Source organism: Enterococcus hirae ATCC 9790, assembly GCF_000271405.2.
Taxonomy (GTDB): Bacteria; Bacillota; Bacilli; order Lactobacillales; family Enterococcaceae; genus Enterococcus_B; species Enterococcus_B hirae.
The window spans coordinates 2,102,702-2,120,752 of record NC_018081.1 but is presented as its reverse complement, the minus strand read 5'-3'; the positions used below and the strand labels follow the sequence as shown (position 1 = coordinate 2,120,752).

Sequence of the window (18,051 nt, the reverse complement as noted above, 5' to 3'; positions counted from 1 at the left end):
ATAAATAGTAACCGTTTACTTTTGTTACATTTCCTGTATACTGTTTACTAAACAAATATGTCAATAAAAATTTTTATTTTTTGTAAGGGGTGCCATTTTATGGTTGGAATTAGAGATGTCGCAAGAAAAGCCAATGTTTCACCTGCTACGGTCTCAAGAGTTTTGAATGAAGACAAAACGATCAGTGTCTCTGCTGCTACTCGTCAACGGATTTTCACTGCAGCTGCCACATTAAATTATGATATCAACAAGCGAAAATATATTAAAAAACGCCGTCCTTCCATCGGTGTCATTTCAGCAATCAGTAAAGCCAGCGAAGAAAAAGATATTTATTATCGAGAATTACGAGCAGGTCTAGAAGAAGAAGCCAGCCGACTCCATATCGGCATGAATCGAATTTATAATATGTCGGATAACCCGACCGAGTGGAAAGATTTGGATCAATTAGGTGCTATAATCGTAGTCGGTACGATCGATAAAGGTGCAATCGCCGATTTATTGAAACAGAACCGACAATTAGTTGTAGTAGATAATCCAGATATCCAACAAGAAGTGGATATGGTCTATGGGGATCTCGAACGAATGACTAAATCTGTTTTAGAACTTTTTTTAGACAATGGGCACACCAACATCGCTTATATTGGTGGTTATCAAATCGATATTAACGAAGCTGGTCGGAAATCAACAACTGAGAATGAAAAAAGGCTCAGAGCCTACCGCCATTTCATGCAAGACCATCATTTGACCAAACAGATCAATTATTATTTAGGAGAATGGACAGAGGAATCCGGAGAGCAGTTAGCGACCAAACTTCTCGAAAAACAAAAACATGATTTACCGACGGCCATTTTGATCGGCAGCGATCCTTTAGCATTAGGTGTTTATCGAGCATTACAAAAAGACAATCGAAAAATTGGAGAAGAGATCGTTCTAGTTAGCTTCGATAACATCGAGGCGATTGCTGATTTATCTCCTAGTTTAACAAGTGTAGCGATCAATGCAAAAGTCATTGGTCAGTCTGCTGTTCGATTAGCGGTGGAGCGAATCGATGGTTTGAGAGAGGAACCGATCATTGTCACTTATCCTACACGACTAATCATTAGAGAAAGTTTTAACCCTGATAAATCCTAACCAAATAGACGAAGAAGAGCGAGATAACTATCCTTTCCCGCTCCTTCTTCGTCTACTTTTGCTTATCCTCATTTGTTAAATCAGCTTCTACTTTTTGGCTTTCGATCCATCCTAAATAATATTCATGATAGACTCCTTCTTCCGTTTGCTTCGTTAGCAGATACTGTCCAATCACATTTCCTGTTTGATACCCTCGTTGAGCTAATGTTAATCTTACTTCTTCGATATTGTTCTTTTCGGTATGATTGACTTCCACTTGTAATAAAAATCGATGATAAGTTTTACCAGGCTGATTGTACCAAACAATTTTAGACAGTGGAATTGTGGCTGATGTTTGGTCTGTACAGAAGCCATAAATCATTTCATCGCTCAGCGAAAAATCAAAATACCCACCGAAGCTGGCATAGTTTTCAAGATAGGCTTTCGAATCTAAAATGTCGTCGGAATCCACTATGACGATTGCCGCAAAAGGAATTGTTTCTTTGGTAATGCCTCGATTGTCAATCATAAGTTTTAATTGTTCTTTTCGAGCCAAGATTTCTTCATGTTTTTTTTGCAGACTTATTTTTTCTTGCTTAATCCGCTGCTCTGTTTCTGCAATCGTTGCATAATGTTCTTCGATCGTTTTTCCATATAAATTTTTCATCTGTTTGATTGGAACATCTAATTTTCGATAGAAATTGATGTCATAGATCTGAAAAATATCATCAATATTAAACATCCGATACCCGTTTTCTTCATGGCGTAGAGAATGGATTAACCCTTGCTCATCCCAAAAACGAATCGTTGACTTTGGTACATTTAGTAGTTCCGAGACTTCTCCGATTGTGTAAAGTTTTGGCATTTCCGCTCACCTCTTGTTAATTTTACCGCTTCTTCTATTGACCTTCAAGTAACTTTAAGGTGTAAAATTCATTATTGTCTAGTAAAAGGAGGAAACAAAATGACATTACTTAAACAATTCCTATGGAAGAATAAAAAAATCGTAGGCATGACTTTTTTATTCGTCTGTTTACAAATCATGGGTACACTTGGTGTCCCTAAATTAGTGGCAACATTAATTGATGAAGGGATAGTTACTGGTCAAAACAGTAAAATTTATACCATTGGTCTACAAATGGTATTCGTAGCCTTGCTAGGTACTTTTTCAGCGATTGCTTCTAGCTATTTTTCTGCACTAGTGTCTGCAAAATTTGGCTACCAAACAAGGGAAACCTATTTTGATAAGTTCCAACAATTATCGATGAAAGATGCAGATGAATTTGGAAGTGCCTCACTCCTGACTCGAATGACTAATGATGTAGATAATATCCAACAAATGATTGTACTCTTTTGTCAAATGATCTTACCTGCACCAATCATTGCGGTGTTTACAATTGTCATGATGCTTCAATATTCCATGACATTGACGTTGATTACATTGATTTCTGTGTTTATTTATGCTGTCGTTATTTACATTTTAATGAAAAAAGGAACCCCTCTATCTCTCAGTATTCAACCAAAAATGGATCGTATCACAGTGACTTTAAGGGAATTTTTTACAGGTGTGAATATGATTCGAGCCTTCAACAATCAAGACTATGAGGAGAAGCGCACCAATCAAACATTTGAGAAGTATGCCACACAGATGATCCGAGTCAATCGCGTATTTGCTTGGGTCACTCCGATTGCATTTTTATTAATGGGGATCGTATACAGCGCCATTCTTTGGTTTGGTGGTTCGTTGGTCAGTGAAGGTACACTACAGATCGGGACTGTTACTGCCATCGTCGAATATTCGATGCTCACGTTGGCTTATCTAATGACTGCAGCTATGGTGTTAGTCGTCGTTCCAAAATCGATGTCCTCTCTTCGGCGGATCGAAGAAGTGTTGAATCAACCTATTGAGATCATTGATCCGGAAAATCCATCAACAGCTTCGCTGAATATGGATGATGAGCATGTGTTATCTTTTGAACACGTTTCTTTCAGTTATACCAAAGATTCGGAACCTGTATTGGAAGATATCCATTTTAAGGTACCTAAAGGCAAAACAACTGCCATCGTTGGCGGAACTGGTTCTGGTAAAAGTACAATTGCCAAATTGCTTCTTCGTTTGAATGATGTGACCAGTGGACAGATTACATTAGGGGGGAAACCACTTCAACAATTAACACAAGAAATGATTCGCTCAAAAATCAGCTATGTTCCGCAAAAAGCGTTTCTGTTTAGTGGAACAATTTTATCAAACCTGCAAATGGGTAATGAGCATGCAACAGAAGAAGAATTGACCTCAGCTATACGTATTTCACAATTAGAGGAAGTTTTGGATAAATTGCCCAAAAAATTAGCTAGTTTTGTTGCACAAGGCGGAGATAATTATTCTGGCGGACAAAAACAACGGATGTGTATTGCACGAGCGCTCATCAAACCAGCAGATATCTATGTTTTCGACGATAGCTTTTCTGCTTTGGACTACAAGACGGATGCAAAACTAAGAACAGCCCTCCATGAAGAAATGGCTGATAAGACATTGATCATTGTGGCTCAAAGATTGAGTACAATCATGAACGCTGATCACATCATCGTTTTAGACAATGGCCGAATCGTGGGACAAGGAACTCACGAAACACTCCTTGCTACTTGTCTTTCTTATCAGGAATTTGCTAAATCACAAGGGATTTTGAAAGAAGGGAATATATGAAAACAACTGATGTAAAAATGAATAAACATAGTTTGATCCGCTTTTGGAAAATGATCCAATCTGATCACAAAACATTTTATGGCTTACTATTATGTAGTTTAATCGGTAACCTGATGGTCGTTGCAATGCCGATGATCATGGGCGTTGGTATCGATCAGCTTTTAAGTCGAATCCGTACGATCGGGATTGCTGAAATGACATTTCATGATGTCAAGGATGCCCTTTTGTTCCCTGTTGTTTTATTACTCGTTTTTTCTTTTTTAAGTAGTATTACTTCTTTCATTCAAGAATACGCAATGGCTTCATTGAGTGAAAAAATCACACTTAATGTTAGAAAAGAAATGACCAAGAAATTCAAAACATTACCAATGGCCTTCTTTGATCAGCATCAGGTAGGAGATATCATCAGCCGAACAACGACTGGTTTGAATCAACTAGCACAAGTCTTGCTAACAGGGATCAATCAATTTTTCACTTCCATCGTAACGATTTTATTTTCAATTTTGATGCTGTTTTATATTGACAGCAAATTGACGTTACTGATTCTTTTATTGATCGTTGGTAGTTCATGGGTCACTCAACTCTTTGCGAATAAAAACAAAAAGATTTCTGATGACAATCAAACAGAACTAGGTTCATTAAATAATAAAGTGGAAGAATATCTTGCAGGTAACTTGGTCATCAAAACATTCAATCAACAAGATCAAGCGATCGAGTCGATCCGTCAAGTAAATCATTCACAGTACCAAGCATTTAAAAAAGCGCAATTCATGAACTTTGCCATCTATCCAGCGATTCGCTTGATCAATCAATCAGCGTTCATTTTAAGTGCTGTCTTAGGTGGGATCTTAGTAATATCTGGTGGACTCACACTAGGATTGTTACAAGCTTATCTGCAGTACATCAATCAAATCTCTGAGCCGATCTCGACCGCTTCTTATGTCATCAATTCGTTACAATCTGCTATGGCGGCGATTGATCGTATTTTTGAGATTATGGATGAACAAAATGAGCGTTCTGATCACGAAAATACAACATCACTTGACCAGCCTGCTGGTTCAATCAGGTTCAAAGATGTTCGATTTGGTTATAGTCCAGATAAGATCTTGATGGAAAATGTCAACTTTTCGGCTAAACCAAAACAAACAATTGCAATCGTGGGACCAACTGGGGCAGGAAAAACGACATTAGTCAATTTACTCATGCGATTTTACGAGCTAAACCATGGAAGAATCGAATTCGACGGAATCGATATCACGAAATTCTCTCGTAGTGAGTTACGTAAACACTTTGGGATGGTTTTGCAAAATACGTGGCTCTTTGAAGGCACAGTGGCAGATAATATTGCTTATGGGAAACAGCAAGCTTCCAGAGACGAAATCATTGCGGCTGCCAAAATTGCCCAATGTGATCATTTCATCCGTACGTTACCTGAAGGATATGATACGATTATTTCAAGTGAAAATGGTTCGTTGTCACAAGGACAACAACAGCTACTGACCATTGCTCGGGTATTGCTGGCGAATCCTTCCGTAGTTATTTTAGATGAAGCAACCTCCAGCGTGGATACCCGCACCGAAGCAATGATCCAAAAAGCAATGAATGCTGTCACAGAAAACCGAACCAGCTTTATTATCGCCCATCGGTTATCTACGATTGAAAATGCCGACTTGATTTTAGTGATGGAAAATGGAAATATTATTGAACAAGGAACTCATCAGTCACTATTAAGCAAACCAACACTTTATGCTAGTTTATATAATAGCCAATTTCAAATCACATAAAAGAGGTTGTGAAAAGTGCGCCTTGACCTGAGTAATAAGGAAGAAAATCTCGAAACAGCTCCTCATGTTTTGAGATTTTTAGACTTATTACCGAGGGTCAGCACTTTGAACACCGTTTATATCAAGAGGTTGTGAAAAGTACGCTTTGACCTAAGTAATTTTGAACACTTTTTACCTATTTTAAACCCCATAAAAAAGAGCCTGGACTTTTTTCCAAGGCTCTTTTTTATGGGTCTATTCTTTCAATCTCTCTTATTCACAAATTCAATCGTTACATAGAGAACTTTCACTTACATAAATTGTCAATGTCTCTCCTTACGCCATTTTCTTTTTGGTGTTGAAATTCATCTAAACTTTTTTAGCGATTCTCTACTTGCGATAATTGTTGTTCGAATTGCCATGTTTCTCCACCATCAGTCGAATAAAAAAGACAAGCAAACATTTTCCCTGCATCGATCGATCCATTTTTTAGGAGGTAAAACTTGGTTTCCAATTTATTGGCACTTACTTGTACCACTTCATTTGGTGACTGGAACAAATCGATCCCTCCCAATTGATACTCACCCGGGATAGCTACCAAGGATTCTTTGAATGTTAGTCCCCCATCATTCGTATAATAGATGTTTTCTCTTGTAGAAAGGAAACCCAATGTCTTCGTCACAAAACTAACATTTTGAATCGGTTGATTTACGATGGTACTGCCGCTTTTTTGCCAGCTTTGCCCTTTATCGTTGGTCGTATAAATTTTTAGACTTTCCGCAGACATTCCTGTAGAGGATGAAAATACCATGACGCCTTGATCGTTTGTGAAAAAGTTTGCTTTACGATAACGAACCTGTCCGCCTTGATCTGTAATCTGACTTTTTTGCCACGTCTTCCCATTATCAGCTGATGATAATAGGTAAACGTTTTTTTGATCAGGTGAATAGATAAACCAAGAAAAAGTAGGAGAAACATCAAATGTTTTGTCCATCCATTCCCCTTTTGCAACAATACCCGAAGTCAAAGTATAGTCACCAAAACGCAACCAGTCCACAGCAATTGGAACGAAATGCCAGTCTTTTCCTTGATTCGTCGTCAAATACAAGGCTTGTGTTTCTGGGTCTATTTTTACGTCATTCGTTTGCTCAGTGGTCAAATTGACGGATGTTTGAACAGGTTTCAATAAACCGTCCTGATTAGTCGAAGTTGGCATTTTTCTTACTTTTTCTTCGCTTTGCATCATAGAGTGTACATTCGTTGCTACTGGTCCTGCATTAATGAATTGATAAACACCCCCGCCAATCAACAAGAGTGTTCCAACTCCAATTGCTAAATGAGAGTAAAAAGGCTCAATTCTTTTTTGTTTTTCGGTCTATCGGTTCATTTACTTGCATAAAAACATAGTATCGATTACTGCCATACCAAGTAAGTTGTTCTCCTAGAAAAAGTGAGACACCCTCCATCGTTTGCAGCAGAAAATAACGCCTCTTTTTCGCAAGTGTAAACTCCTTTTTGTTATGATCACTCAAGTAGAGATAATTTTCGTCCTGAGAGCCAACTGAAATATGTAACATATTCGCCACTTGTTTTTCCAGCCATTGATCATAATGCCGAGAGATGTTCCTCTTTTTGAACCATAGCACAGCAACGAGTAAAAACAAGAATAGTCCTATCGCAAGGTCAACATAACTTGAAAAATGGTACAAACTAGTGATTCGCTCCATTTTAAATGAATGTGGATGATTCTGCTTTAAATGATGGTAGATGTTTCCCCATCCGCCAAAGAACAACAGGTTAGCGATTAAATACATCCCAATTTTCCATGTCATTTTTTTCGTTCGTTGATTGATGATAGACAACATCTTTGCTTTTGCTGACATCAATTCAATAATCAATAATTCTTTATCCATCTTGCCAATCTCCTTTTTTTACATTATGACGTAAAACGAGGAGATTGACTAGTTGATTTACGCTTTATTTAACGTTTATCTTTTTTTGTAAACAAAGTATAATCCAAGTAAGAAGCAAGCCATGCCAATCATAGAAAGACTTGATTTTTGATAACCTGTAGTAGGTAGTTTTTTGTCTTCTTGTTCTTCTTGTTCGTCTTTTTCATCTTTTTATTTTTTTCATTTTTTTCATTTTTTTCGTCTTTTTTATCTCTCTGATCGTTGTTATTCGTTGTCTCATTTGGCGTTGCTGGTACTGGCTTTTTATCCCCCGATTGGTTCGTATCCGCATCTGGTTTTTCTTTAGTTGGTTCAGCTAGCACATGGATTTCAACAGTTTTCTTTTGATGACCGTTTTGATAGGTCACTGGATAAACGCCAACTTTTGTCGTATCCACCTTACCAGAAACCATTTTCTGGTCAAATGTTAGGGGATTTCCTTCTTTATCATTGGCTGAAATAAAATTGTCTTGTGGATTCCAATTGTCTCCTACATAGAGTGTGGAACCTTTAACTACGAGTGTTTCTTTGTTCTCTTTGACCGTTACTTTGATCGTCTTACTTGCTATTCCGTTGGTATACGTCACAAAATAATCGCCCGTTTTTTGGCTATCCACCGAACCTTCCACCTTTTTTGGAGTGAACGCTAGAGGCATCCCATCTTCATCAGTAGCTGAAACAAAATTAGCTTGTGGATCCCATTGATCACCCACATAAATAACTGAGTCTTTGGCCTGAATGCTCTCCTGGTTTTCTTTTACTGTTACATGAATGACTTGAGCAGCGCTACCATTAGTATAAGTAATCGGTGTCACTCCTACTACTGAGGTATCCACTGTTCCACTGACCATACTCATATCAAATGGAATGGGATTTCCTTCCTTATCTGTTGCTGAAATAAAATTATCCTGTGGATCCCAGGTTTCACCAAGGTAAAGCGTCGAATCTTTGGCTAAAATTGATTCATAGTTTGGCTCTTTCTGCCAAACATACGTATCTGCCATCGCTCCTGTATAGTTCGTCATCAATTCTTCTGAAGTTAGCACGTATTCCCCAGCAGGGTTCGTAACCGTTCCAGAACCAACGTTTTGCCAATAACCAGTGTTTCCATCTTCTACTGGAATAGCAGGAAGATTGGCTGAATCTACAAAACGATAGCCTTTACCAAGAGTCAATTCATTGAGGCTCGTTGTTCCAGCCAGCATTTCTGCCATTTCTACGGGATCCTCAAACTGAAAATAAGAAAGATCTAATTTTTTTACTTTCGAACAATTTAAGAACATATATGTCAGATAATTCACAGACTCTGTATTGAAATTAGACACATCGATCGTCTCTAGTAACTCACAATTAGCAAACATGTATCTCATTGCTTGGACTAGACTGGTGTCAAAATTAGAAACGTCCACACTCTCTAATTCATAATTCAAACGAAACATCACTGAAAGATCAATCGCACTTGATGTATCGAAATTTGAGACATCCACATAGCGCAACTTCTTACATTCAGCGAATAAACGTGACATATAAACCACATTTGATGTATCAAAGTGAGCGATATCTAAGGTAATTAATTCATTACAAGCAAAAAACATTCTGTTCATGTTGACAACATTACTCGTATCAAAACTAGAAAGATCGATTGATTGTACTTTGGTACATCGACTGAACATGCCACTCATATCAACTACATTACTTGTATCGAAACTTGAAAGATCAAGATGAATGAGATTCTCTGTTTGGTCAAATGCTTCAAAAAACATATTAGACATATTCGTGACATTTGACGTATCCCATCCTGACAAATCAACGCCATTTAGTACACGACAGTCAGAAAAAAAGGAAGTCATATCCGTTACTTGACTTACGTCTAAATAAGCTAAATTCTCAATGGACAAAAGATTACTATATCCATAAAATAAGCGATGAGTTTCTTTAGGAGCAATCGTTGGTCCAGTGAATACCATTTTTTTATTTTAAATCGATAGCTGTTGAACCAAGGAGGAAAAAACGTAACCGGTGTTTCTCCCAATGTGCCTCCTCCAATATATAATGTACCTTCTGCATCGATTCGCCAAGAACAAGTTCCGAAAACACCACTGGCAATATCGGTGGATTCTTCTGTAGGTGTGGCAGTGTTGAGAAGCGTCTCCTCTTGTTCTGTGTTTTCCGTCAATTGATCCTGATCTAAGTCAACAGCTGATTGACTTTCAGTTGGTTGATCAAGGCTCTCTGATTCCTCTACCAGTTCTTCTTGCGGAACTTCTGTCATTGACTCTTCTAACTCTGGCTGATTTTCATCAGGTTCCTGGATCATTGTTTCTAATGGATTTTCGACCAGATCGTTTTTACCTCCTGGTTCGTTTAAACTAGTTGCTGTTTGTACTTGCTCTTCGTCTGGTTTACTCCATTCTTCGGCATAAGAATAAGAAAACGGATGAAGCAGAGATTGTGTCGCCAACCAAATCGCTAACGAACATTTGACTAACTTTTTCTTGTTCATTGATTTTCCCCCTAAATTCACCATGTTTTTAAAATAAAAGCTATTTATATAATCAACGATTACTTGAAGGAAAAGTTTTCTATTTTTTTCTTTCAAAAAAAATATTAGTAAAAAAATTGAGCTCATCGTTTATTCAAGTTAAAATAAAAAAGATTTCACTAAATAAATTACGCGGCTTTTAATTAAAGTCGGGAAGGAATAAGAATGAATAACCTATTTTTCAGATTATTAAATAACAAGCAATTACAGCGGCAGATAAGAATTCTTTACTATTTACATAAATGTGATTCGATTTCTTCAACTGAAAAACTAGTGAAAGAACTTGAAACAACAGCACCGACACTTCGCGCGGATATTGATTCTTTACAACAATTACTTCCCAAGGGAATGACCATCAAATATTATAAAAAGATCGGTTACCGATTGATGGTGTCTACATTCAAAACGATTGATTCCATTGTCATGGAGATTGCTAAAGATACAATTGTTTATAAATTGATTGACGAAATCTACCGAGGTCGTATTCATTCATTCCAAACTGCCACCGAACAGTTTCATCTCTCGCATTCAGTTTTGAGAAAGACCATTCGCCATATTAACAAAGAATTAAAATTTTATCGCCTTACTTTATCGACTAAACAATTAGATTTATTAGGAAATGAAGCAGATATCCGTTACTTTTTATTTGAGTTTTACCATGGTTTTAGACAAACATTTACGACCAATCATTCTTATCAAACAATCAACAATACATACGAAGAACTCCAAGAAGCGACAACGCAAATCGCAACAAATTATTTTCGCATCAACTTATGGATGAATATTTTAAAACAGCGCTTATTAAATAAACAAATGATTCATCTCGAACCGCCCTTATGTAAAGAAATTAAGGCAAGAACAAGTTTCATTCAGTTTAAATCGGTTTTTAAAAAGTATTTTAAAAGTAGATTTGGTATTACCCAAGTAGCCGAGGAGGAAATTGTTTGGTCTTACCTCATACGCTTACATTGTGTTTCTTACTACCCAGCTAACAAAACTTTGAATCTGTGCTATCCAGAAGATATTCCAACCTTAGAACAGTATGAACCATTTTTACGACCATTACAGAATTCTACAACTATCACAAATGTCGACCTGCTAAAGTTAAAAGGATATCTCAGCAACCTGCGTCTGCTGACAAAAATCTCTTCTCATTTTGAGCGAATCACTTTAGAACTTCATACCAGCGTACCTATGAAAGTCAAAAAACTTTTTAAAGAATGGCAGAACTATTTAAAAAAGTATACACATGTATTACCTTTTTCTGTTACCCACTATCAAGATATCGCCTTAACGTTAAGTATTATTCATTATGCCAATTTAACCTCTTCCTCTACCCAAAAAAAACAGACGATTTTATTTTCATTCCAAGGAGAACCCGGATTAGAAGACTATTTGACTCGATTCGTATGCCAATTGCTTCCACAAAATGTGGTTCCTCTTTTTGTCTCTAATAAATTTATTTCACATAAGATGGTTTTAGAAACTGAGGTTGCATTGGTTGTTTGCAATTATGATTTTCTAGATACAACCTGCCCTTGCCCAGTACTCTTACTTTCTTATTTTCCTACAAAAAAGGAATGGCTCGATCTACAACAATACATTTTTAAATTAGCTTATCCAATCAATGATTGATCATTAGCTGAACAAGTAATAAAAAAAAGAATCAACACGATTTTTAGTTTCGTGTTGATTCTTTTTAATTATTTATTATAAATTTTTGGTCCTTTTCGCATATTCCGTCGATCATTTTTAGGCTCGGCCATTTTTTTTGAACGTCCGCCACCTTGTTTCTTTTTGATCAATTCAAGCATTTTTTCCTTTGTATCCATCTTGCACCCCTTTCTTCATGATTGTCAGCTACGTTATCATTTTCTAGTTTTCTGATTCTTTTACATGATTCACTAAGTTTGAATTATCCCTTAGGTGCTAATAGCGCCACTAATTCCACATGATGTGTTTGTGGGAATAAATCGACTGGTTGTACTTTTTTCACTTCGTAGCCTGACTCAGCAAATAACTTAGCATCTCTGGCAAAAGTTGCTGGATTGCAAGAGATATATACTAATTTCGCAGGTGCCATGTCAATGGCTGACGCAATAAAACGTGCATCTAATCCTTTTCTTGGCGGGTCGACAACGATCACAGATGGTTTGACCCCTTTGTCTTGCCATTTCTTCATGACTGTTTCTGCCTTACCTACTTCGTAATGAGCATTTTCAATTTTGTTTGTTAATGCATTGAATTGTGCATCTTCAATCGCTTCCGGAACAAGTTCCATGCCATAGACCTCTTTAACTTTATCAGCTAGAGATAAACCGATCGTTCCAATACCAGAGTAAGCATCAATGACGGTATCTTCTTTTTGTAACGCTGCAAATTCAATGGCTGTTTGATACAATTTTTCCGTTTGTTCAGTATTCACTTGATAGAATGATTTTGAGGAAATACGGTAAGTTTTGCCCAATAGTTGATCCTCAATATAACTTCTACCATAAAGAACCTTCTCTTTATCGCCTAATATCACGTTTGTTTTCTCTTCGTTGATATTTTGAATGACTGAAACGACTTCTGGCAATTCTTCATGAATAATAGACGCAATTTCCTTACCTTTAAAGAATTTTTCTTTTCGTGTAACTAAAACGACCATCATTTCATGAGAGTAATGACCTCTTCTGATGATAATATGACGGATCTGTCCTTCATTTTTCGCCTCGTTATAACCACGTACTTGGAAACGTTGCAAAATATCTCTCACACGTTTGATAGCTTCATCGATTGCTGGATCTTGAATATAATAATCCTCGATTTCAACTAGTTCATGACTATTCTTTTTATAAAAACCAGTTGCTAGACGACCATCCATTCTTCTCACTGGAATCTGCGCTTTGTTACGATAGCCAACAGGATTCTCCATTGGGATGGTAGGTAAAATGTCAACCTCTGGCATCTTTGCGATCTTGCTCATGACATTTTCCACTTGCTTTTGTTTAAAAAGTAATTGTTGCTCATAGTTCAAATGTGCTAAAGGAGCAATTCCTGTCCGTAGAAGGCGATTATCCTTTAATGGTTGACGGTCTGGTGATTCAGTTAGCCATTTTTCTACTTTTCCATAACCAAATTTATTTCCAACTTTCACTACCAGCACTTCCACTCGTTCGCCTGGCAATGCATTTTCAATAAACAAAGGATAGCCATCGATTTTAGCTACGCCCATACCTTCATAACTTAAATCGATAATATCTAATGTGTAACGTTCATTTTTTTTAACTGATAGTTTCTCTTTCATAATAACTCCTCATTTAGGTTTGTAACTGAAGCAGTTTTGCTTTTAGTACTACGGTCATATCCAAAAAACGATCATTTGTGTTTTATTGGATAGGGACTTGGTACCGGGTTGCTTCAGGACATTTTTTTAGGCACATAGAGCCTTTTTTTGGCAAGTCCATTTATTCACTTGATGCCTTCACTTCATTTACGATCCAATTGTCAATCTTTCGTCCGTCTGCTTTAGATTCAACAAAGAAAAATAACATACTGTTACATAATGATCTTCAATAAATAAGAATTAATTTTTATCATACGAAAGGGTGGAACGATCATTTGTCCCACCCTTTACGTCATTTTTCTTTATCTGCAATCTTGCCGTCACCGTCTATGTCTTCATCAGTCAAACGCTCAACTTCTTTGACAAATTCTTTGCTGACCTCTTCTAACTCCTCTTCGGAACCAGTAATTGCTTCATCTGGAATTTGGTCGATGTTTGCATAAAATTCAATATGTTGATGAAGGTTTTGGAAGTGCATAGGTGCATTTCCACCATATTCGCCGTCTAAGTTGATCATGACCGGTCGGTTGATATCGTCTTCTGTTTCGACATACAAACTGCTGGTTTTCGTATAAATCACTCGAGAATCATCTACATGGCGCCCACCATTCAACATCAAGGCTGCGATATGCAAAATTTCAAAAATATTCGCTGTTTTGACAATAATTAATGAAAATTTACCATCGTCTAGCTTGGCATCAGGAGCAATCTTTTCGAACCCGCCGACTGAATTAGTGAGTCCTAAAAAGAACATAGAGGCATTCCCGATGTATTCTCCTTCATCATATTTCAAGCGCATTTTGATTGGTTTCACTCGAGGCAGCATCTCTGCTCCTTTAGCTAAATATGCCAAATAGCCGAAAATACTCTTTAGTTCTGAAGGAACTTCATAAGTTAACTCCGTTAAATAACCACCCGCAGCGATGTTGATAAAGTAGCTATCTTCCGTTTGACCGATATCCATCTTAACCGTCTGATTCTTCTTGATAACTTCAGCTGCGGCTTTGATATCATCCCGTGGAATCTTTAACGCACGTGCGTAATCGTTAGTAGTACCTGCTGGGATAATCGCCATTTTAGGACGATGCTCAAGCGGTGCAATACCGTTAACAACCTCATTGATTGTCCCATCGCCTCCCGCAGCTACCACCAGATCAAATCCATTTTCTGCTGCTCTTCTTGCTTCATTTTTGGCAGAATTTTTTTCTGGTGTTGTCGCATACGCACTTGCTTCATAGCCAGAATCCTCCAAGGCTTGGAGGATATCCGCTAGATTTTTTTTCAACAATTCTTTGCCAGAAGTTGGATTATAAATAACACGAGCTTTTTTCATGATCTACTCCTAGCGTTTTGCTAATTCTTCTTGCAACAGTTTATTAACGACACCTGGATTGGCTTGACCTTTAGTTGCTTTCATGATTTGTCCTACTAAGAAACCAACCGCACGATCTTTTCCGTTTTTGAAGTCATCTACTGATTGTTGGTTATTATCTAAGATTTCGTTGATAATTGGTAATAGTTTGCTTGGATCAGACAACTGAACCCAACCATTTTTTTCAACGACATCTTGTGCGTCGCCACCATTTGTGATCAATTCTCGGAATACTTTTTTCGCAATCTTAGAACTAATCGTACCATCTGCAATCAGACGAATCATGCCTGCTAGATTTTCAGGAGTCAAGTTCGTTTGAGCTAATTCTAGTTTCTCACTGTTCAAGTAAGCAGATACTTCACCCATTAACCAGTTAGATGCCTGTTTTGCATCCGCACCATTCTCTAAAGTCGCTTCAAAGAAGTCAGACATTTCTTTTGATAGAGTTAGAACCATTGCATCATACTCTGGTAACCCTAATTCTTGGATATAACGTTGACGACGAGAAGCAGGCATTTCCGGCAAGCTTGCTTTCACTTTTTGGATCCATTCATCGTCAATCATAAATTTAGGAATATCAGGTTCAGGGAAATAACGATAATCGCTAGAACCTTCTTTGACACGCATCAAAATTGTTTTATTAGTTGTTTCGTCAAAACGTCGTGTCTCTTGTTGGATTTCTCCACCAGAAAGTAAGACTTTTGCTTGACGTTTTTCTTCGAAGGCTAGACCTTTTTTAACAAATGAAAGGGAGTTTAAGTTTTTCAACTCTGCTTTTGTTCCAAATTCTTCCTGTCCATAAGGTCGTAAAGAAATATTGGCATCACAGCGCATAGAACCTTCTTCCATTTTCACATCACTAACTTCAGTAAATTGGATGATTGAACGCAATGCTTCTAGATAAGCATAGGCTTCTTCTGGTGAACGCATATCAGCTTCAGAAACGATCTCGATCAATGGTGTCCCTTGACGGTTTAAGTCAACGTAAGAATAGCCACCAATACCATGCATGTTCTTACCAGCATCTTCTTCTAAGTGAACACGTTCGATCCGTATTTTCTTTTTCTTACCTTCAACTTCGATCTCGATCCAACCGTCATGCCCAATGGGTTGATCAAATTGTGAGATTTGGTAAGCTTTTGGATTATCTGGGTAAAAATAATTTTTACGATCAAAATGTGTGTCTTTAGAAATTTCACAGTTCAAAGCGAGTGCTGCTCGCATACCAAATTCTAATGCTGCTTTATTCATTACTGGTAAAACACCAGGATATCCCCAGTCGATCACATTTGTATTGCTGTTTGGTTCAGCTCCAAAATGTGCAGGAGCTGGAGAGAAAATTTTTGAGTTGGTCTTTAACTCAACGTGGACTTCAAGCCCAATGATTGTTTCAAAGTTCATTCGCCTTTCCCTCCTAAAATTGCTGGTTTTTGATTATGGAATTGTGTTGCTTGTTCAAAAGCATAGGCTGCTTGGTACATTGTTTTTTCATCAAAATAATTACCAATGATTTGTAAACCAACCGGCATATCCTCAGATAATCCCGCAGGAACTGACATTCCTGGTAAACCAGCTAAGTTAACAGGAATTGTTAAGATGTCACTCATGTACATCGTGATTGGATCATTGATGTTTTCACCGATACCAAATGCCACTGTTGGAGAAGATGGGCCGATGATCAGATCGTAGTCTGCAAAGACTTTTTCAAAATCACGTTTGATCAATGTTCGAACTTGACCCGCTTTTTTAAAGTAAGCATCATAATATCCAGCACTTAATGAGAATGTTCCCAACATGATCCGACGTTTGACTTCTTCACCAAAACCTTCAGTACGTGAATTCACATATACATCTTCTAAGTTCTTCACATTTTCTGAACGGTAACCGAAACGGATACCATCAAAACGTTGTAAGTTGGAACTTGCTTCTGATGAGGCAATGATATAGTAGACTGCTACCCCATATTTTGAATGTGGCAAACTTACTTCTTCTACAGTTGCGCCTAATGAACGGAAAGTTTCTGCCGCTTTCAAAATGTTTTCTTTTACGCCAGGAGCGACTCCTTCGCCAAGATATTCTTTTGGTAAAGCAATCTTCATCCCCTTGATGTCGCCAGTTAATCCTTCGGCAAAATTAGGAACAGAAACACCAGAAGATGTGCCATCTTTTTCATCATAGCCACTGATTGCTGTTAAAGCTAATGCATTATCTTTCACGTTGCGAGTCATTGGCCCGATTTGATCTAGTGATGAGGCAAAGGCGATCAAACCAAAACGTGACACACGTCCGTAGGTAGGTTTCATTCCCACGATTCCATTAAATGAAGCTGGTTGGCGAATACTTCCGCCTGTATCACTACCTAAGGAAACTGGGATTTGTCCAGCAGCGACTGCAGCAGCCGAACCACCAGAAGAACCACCAGGAACTTTCGAATGGTCCCAAGCATTTTTTGTTTTCTTAAAGTAAGAAGTTTCTGTACTTCCTCCCATCGCAAACTCATCCATGTTCAATTTACCAACTGGAATCATATCTGCTTGATACACTTTGTCCATGACAGTAGCATCATAGATAGGATCAAAATTATAAAGAATTTTGGAAGCGGCAGTCGTCAACAGATCTTTGATAACGATATTGTCTTTGATCCCAATTGGAATCCCAGCTAAGACATTATTTTCGTCAATTCCTTTTTCATCTAACGCTTTGGCTTGTGCCAGAGCTTTTTCTTCATTCAATGTAATAAAAGCTTCAATCTCTGGCTCAGTTTCTTTGATTCGCTCAAAGGTTGCTCTTGTTAAATCTTGTGCAGTGATTTCTTTAGAAACCAGTAATGCGTGCAATTCTTCTAAAGAAAGATCATATAGTTTTGTCATTATGCGCCAGCCTCCCCATTGTCAATAATTGCTGGCACTTTGATAAAGCCATCTTCTTTTTCTGGTACATTTCTCAACAATTCATCGCGATCCCAACCAGCACTTGCTCGGTCTTGTCGCATAACGTTCACTGTTTCAACCACATTTGATGTAAATGGAACACCTTCTGTATCAACTTCCTCAAGCATTTCCACCATATCAATGATTTTCCCTAATTGATCAGTAAAACTTGCAAGTTCTTCATCTGCGAACGCAAGTTTTGCTAATTTGGCAACGTGTTTTACTTGTTCTTCACTGATCGCCATACTACCCCTTCTTTCTAAACGAGTTAAAAACTTTGCTCTCTATTTTAACATAAGTGATTCCCATCTGAAATTGTTTCTTGAAATTTGTCTGAAAAAAATCAGATT

At 37.6% G+C, this 18,051-nt stretch carries 16 protein-coding genes; 4 read left to right on the top strand and 12 right to left on the bottom strand.

Annotated features, from left to right (window positions below):
* Positions 1-99 precede the first annotated feature (99 nt).
* A complete protein-coding gene (locus tag EHR_RS10115) occupies positions 100-1,131 on the top strand; it encodes a LacI family DNA-binding transcriptional regulator (protein ID WP_010737709.1) in 1,032 nt (343 codons plus the stop codon).
* A 52-nt stretch (positions 1,132-1,183) separates the two neighbouring features.
* Here EHR_RS10115 and EHR_RS10110 read toward each other — a convergent pair whose 3' ends face one another.
* A complete protein-coding gene (locus tag EHR_RS10110; protein ID WP_010718996.1) occupies positions 1,184-1,975 on the bottom strand; it encodes a MerR family transcriptional regulator in 792 nt (263 codons plus the stop codon).
* A 99-nt stretch (positions 1,976-2,074) separates the two neighbouring features.
* On the opposite strand from EHR_RS10110, the gene EHR_RS10105 reads away from it, so the two are divergent.
* Both EHR_RS10105 and EHR_RS10100 read left to right on the top strand, forming a co-directional pair.
* Positions 2,075-3,814 (top strand): ABC transporter ATP-binding protein, encoded by a 1,740-nt coding sequence (locus EHR_RS10105; protein WP_010737710.1) that lies wholly within the window; start codon positions 2,075-2,077, stop codon positions 3,812-3,814.
* Positions 3,811-5,598, top strand: coding sequence for an ABC transporter ATP-binding protein (locus tag EHR_RS10100; protein ID WP_010737711.1), 1,788 nt, complete (start codon positions 3,811-3,813; stop codon positions 5,596-5,598). Before EHR_RS10105 ends, EHR_RS10100 begins: the two co-directional genes overlap by 4 nt.
* A gap of 358 nt (positions 5,599-5,956) precedes the next feature.
* Here the strand turns inward: EHR_RS10100 and EHR_RS14510 are convergent, their stop codons facing one another.
* From EHR_RS14510 to EHR_RS14495, 5 genes are all read right to left on the bottom strand, one after another.
* Positions 5,957-6,889, bottom strand: a complete 933-nt coding sequence (locus tag EHR_RS14510; protein WP_014834615.1) for a WD40/YVTN/BNR-like repeat-containing protein — start codon at positions 6,887-6,889, stop codon at positions 5,957-5,959.
* A gap of 40 nt (positions 6,890-6,929) precedes the next feature.
* A complete protein-coding gene (locus EHR_RS14505; RefSeq protein WP_014834614.1) occupies positions 6,930-7,490 on the bottom strand; it encodes a hypothetical protein in 561 nt (186 codons plus the stop codon).
* A gap of 75 nt (positions 7,491-7,565) precedes the next feature.
* Complete coding sequence (locus tag EHR_RS14500; RefSeq protein WP_080593152.1) at positions 7,566-7,622, bottom strand: hypothetical protein; 57 nt, start codon at positions 7,620-7,622, stop codon at positions 7,566-7,568.
* Entirely contained in the window at positions 7,619-9,496 is a 1,878-nt protein-coding gene (locus tag EHR_RS10090) for a bacterial Ig-like domain-containing protein (RefSeq protein ID WP_080593143.1), read from the bottom strand. The genes EHR_RS14500 and EHR_RS10090 overlap by 4 nt, the downstream gene beginning before the upstream one ends.
* Positions 9,409-10,032 (bottom strand): hypothetical protein, encoded by a 624-nt coding sequence (locus EHR_RS14495; RefSeq protein ID WP_014834612.1) that lies wholly within the window; start codon positions 10,030-10,032, stop codon positions 9,409-9,411. The genes EHR_RS10090 and EHR_RS14495 overlap by 88 nt, the downstream gene beginning before the upstream one ends.
* Before the next feature lie 204 nt (positions 10,033-10,236).
* On the opposite strand from EHR_RS14495, the gene EHR_RS10080 reads away from it, so the two are divergent.
* Positions 10,237-11,706: an AcpB/EbpR/MafR family transcriptional regulator gene (locus tag EHR_RS10080; RefSeq protein ID WP_010737714.1), complete on the top strand. Its 1,470-nt coding sequence runs from the start codon at positions 10,237-10,239 to the stop codon at positions 11,704-11,706.
* 68 nt (positions 11,707-11,774) lie between these two features.
* On the opposite strand, the gene EHR_RS14620 is transcribed toward EHR_RS10080, so the two are convergent.
* The 6 genes from EHR_RS14620 to gatC all read right to left on the bottom strand — a co-directional run bounded on the left by EHR_RS14620 (position 11,775) and on the right by gatC (position 17,946).
* Positions 11,775-11,903 (bottom strand): hypothetical protein, encoded by a 129-nt coding sequence (locus EHR_RS14620; RefSeq protein WP_010718988.1) that lies wholly within the window; start codon positions 11,901-11,903, stop codon positions 11,775-11,777.
* Between the two features lie 83 nt (positions 11,904-11,986).
* Positions 11,987-13,360, bottom strand: a complete 1,374-nt coding sequence (rlmD, locus tag EHR_RS10070; RefSeq protein WP_010737715.1) for a 23S rRNA (uracil(1939)-C(5))-methyltransferase RlmD — start codon at positions 13,358-13,360, stop codon at positions 11,987-11,989.
* 331 nt (positions 13,361-13,691) lie between these two features.
* On the bottom strand, positions 13,692-14,732 hold the full coding sequence (locus EHR_RS10065) for a diacylglycerol kinase (RefSeq protein WP_010718986.1): 1,041 nt from the start codon (positions 14,730-14,732) through the stop codon (positions 13,692-13,694).
* A gap of 9 nt (positions 14,733-14,741) precedes the next feature.
* Positions 14,742-16,172 (bottom strand): Asp-tRNA(Asn)/Glu-tRNA(Gln) amidotransferase subunit GatB, encoded by a 1,431-nt coding sequence (gene gatB / locus EHR_RS10060; RefSeq protein WP_010737716.1) that lies wholly within the window; start codon positions 16,170-16,172, stop codon positions 14,742-14,744.
* Positions 16,169-17,641 (bottom strand): Asp-tRNA(Asn)/Glu-tRNA(Gln) amidotransferase subunit GatA, encoded by a 1,473-nt coding sequence (gene gatA, locus EHR_RS10055; RefSeq protein WP_010737717.1) that lies wholly within the window; start codon positions 17,639-17,641, stop codon positions 16,169-16,171. Before gatA ends, gatB begins: the two co-directional genes overlap by 4 nt.
* Positions 17,641-17,946 (bottom strand): Asp-tRNA(Asn)/Glu-tRNA(Gln) amidotransferase subunit GatC, encoded by a 306-nt coding sequence (gene gatC, locus EHR_RS10050; RefSeq protein WP_010718983.1) that lies wholly within the window; start codon positions 17,944-17,946, stop codon positions 17,641-17,643. Before gatC ends, gatA begins: the two co-directional genes overlap by 1 nt.
* Positions 17,947-18,051 lie beyond the last annotated feature (105 nt).